The organism is Fructobacillus ficulneus (genome assembly GCF_001047075.2).
GTDB lineage: Bacteria > Bacillota > Bacilli > Lactobacillales > Lactobacillaceae > Fructobacillus > Fructobacillus ficulneus.
Genome location: NZ_DF968005.1, coordinates 387342 through 389330 on the forward strand (window position 1 = coordinate 387342; position 1989 = coordinate 389330).

A 1989-nucleotide genomic window follows, 5' to 3' on the forward strand; every position below is an offset into this window, starting at 1 on the left:
CCGTCACCAAAATCACCTGGAACGGGTATTCGATTGTGGATGCCTTAGCCTTGTCTGTCCAGGATGCATTGCCAGTTTTCGCAGACCAGCCGAAAATCAAAAAGCAACTTGACCTCCTGACCGAAATCGGTCTCGATTACCTCCACCTCGGTGAGGCCACTCCGGCCCTATCCGGTGGTGAAGCCCAACGGCTGAAGCTAGTCACCCATCTGAACAAGAGTCAAACCAAGACGCTTTTCGTCTTCGATGAACCATCGATTGGCCTCCACCCCTTAGACATACAAACCTTGTTAAGCGTTTTGAATAAGCTCAAGGAAACCGGGGCCACGATTGTTCTGATTACCCACGACCTCAACCTGATGACCAATGCTGATTACATGATTGACCTTGGTCCCAAGGGTGGTGACCAGGGTGGTCAAATCATGGCGATGGGCCAGCCCTTCGACTTAGCTAAGACGGGGACTTCCCTAACCCTGCAGTACTTACGGGCCCACTTGCAGAAGTTTGGTCTGCTCCAGGATTAATTTGACAAAATAAAGGCGTGCATCAAATTCGATGCACGCCTTTTGAATGAACTTTTATTTCTTTGGCTCGAGGTCAAAACCAACATAGGTTTTACCCTTGTACTTTTTCTTGGCTAGCTTACCTGTGGCGGTATAGGCCTTGCCCCGTTTGCTCTTAGCCAGAAAGGAAATCGTTTCGCCATTCAATAACTGCTGAACTTCGGCCTCGGTAAAGGTATGACCGGAAAACTCCTTACTAAACTTGATTTCCTCGCCACGCCATTCCCCAGCTGTCTTTTCTTTGACGACGGCCTTCTTTGGCTTTTTAGGCTGACCCAAAACGGTCACAAGTTGCTTAGCATTTTCGGCCATGACCGGAAGGTCGTGGTTGACGGTGATGTTCAATGAATTCAGTGCTTCGTCGGCCGTCATTTCAAACCGACCGACTTGGTCAAAGATGTCAAAGACTCGTTTCGTCGTTTTCGGATTGGCGATGTAGGTTCCTTGCGCCAAGATAGCGGCCGCAATCCCGTTATCAGTCAGGGTAATCTTCCCTTTTTTATCGATCATGTAGGCCTTTTGGCCACTGGTCAGATCTCCATAGGTACTTGTCCGTGTGGCACCGGTCCCGATATCGTACTTTTCCAGGAAAGTTTTCAGCCATTTCCAGGTTGGTGCAGCTGGCTTTTTATTTTGCCCTTCAAAGACAAAGCGGTTAGCAATTTGGCCGATACCTTTGGCGTTTTTATCTTCCTCTTCGGCATCATCGTCCGTGTAGACCTGCTTCCAGCCCAAAGCGATTGGTGTATTAATCGTCGTGGTAAAGGCAGGCAGTTCGGTCAAGTGGGCTTTGATTTGCTGGTAACGGTAGTTTTCGGCTAGCATGGCTAGGTAGTTTTTTGCCAAAACCTGGTAGATCATCGCTGCTGACCGACCGAACTTTTCCAAACCAGACAAAGACGCTGGTACTTTAGGGCCGGGACGGTTGGCTCCGTGGGCACCCTGGTCTTTGACATGAGTTGACCGGGGCTGACGGTGGGTTAACAAGTCCAAATCAACACCGACCAAGTTGGCGATTTCATCCACCTTTGGTAATAGGTCGGCAAACTGCTCCGAGGTAATCGTCTTATCTTCAGTTCGAGGATAGGAAACAATCTTGGCTTCATAAAGCTTTTGATACGTCGACAAAACTTCCTTGGCCTGAAAGCCACTCTTGGCCAAAATGGCCGACAAGGAAGCCAAGTCCAAGAGTTTTGGTGGCGTTGTCTCCTTTTCCTTTTTGGAAGTCAGGACTGGATGAGCTGTCTCCAGTAAGTTCTCACCTGCTTGCGCTTCGGCCTCGCTGGCATAGCGGAAGATCGGTTCTTCGTCCTTACCGACATGGCGAGCATAAACATGGCCGTTTTCATCTTGAAAACGGTTTTCAAAGAATGGAATTCGTTGGTAGTTTTTAATGGCTTCGAGTTGTTGGTAAACTTTGAGGGTC

At 48.9% G+C, this 1989-nt stretch carries 2 protein-coding genes; one reads left to right on the forward strand and one right to left on the reverse strand.

What is annotated here, in order from left to right; all coding sequences use genetic code 11:
• Nucleotides 1-524 (forward strand): AAA family ATPase (locus AOQ29_RS08215; protein WP_242977423.1); only part of this gene is annotated, 524 nt, incomplete at its 5' end.
• A gap of 54 nt (nucleotides 525-578) precedes the next feature.
• Here the strand turns inward: AOQ29_RS08215 and AOQ29_RS06430 are convergent.
• Nucleotides 579-1989: DNA topoisomerase (locus tag AOQ29_RS06430; RefSeq protein ID WP_061993656.1), on the reverse strand; the 1411-nt coding region annotated here is incomplete at its 5' end.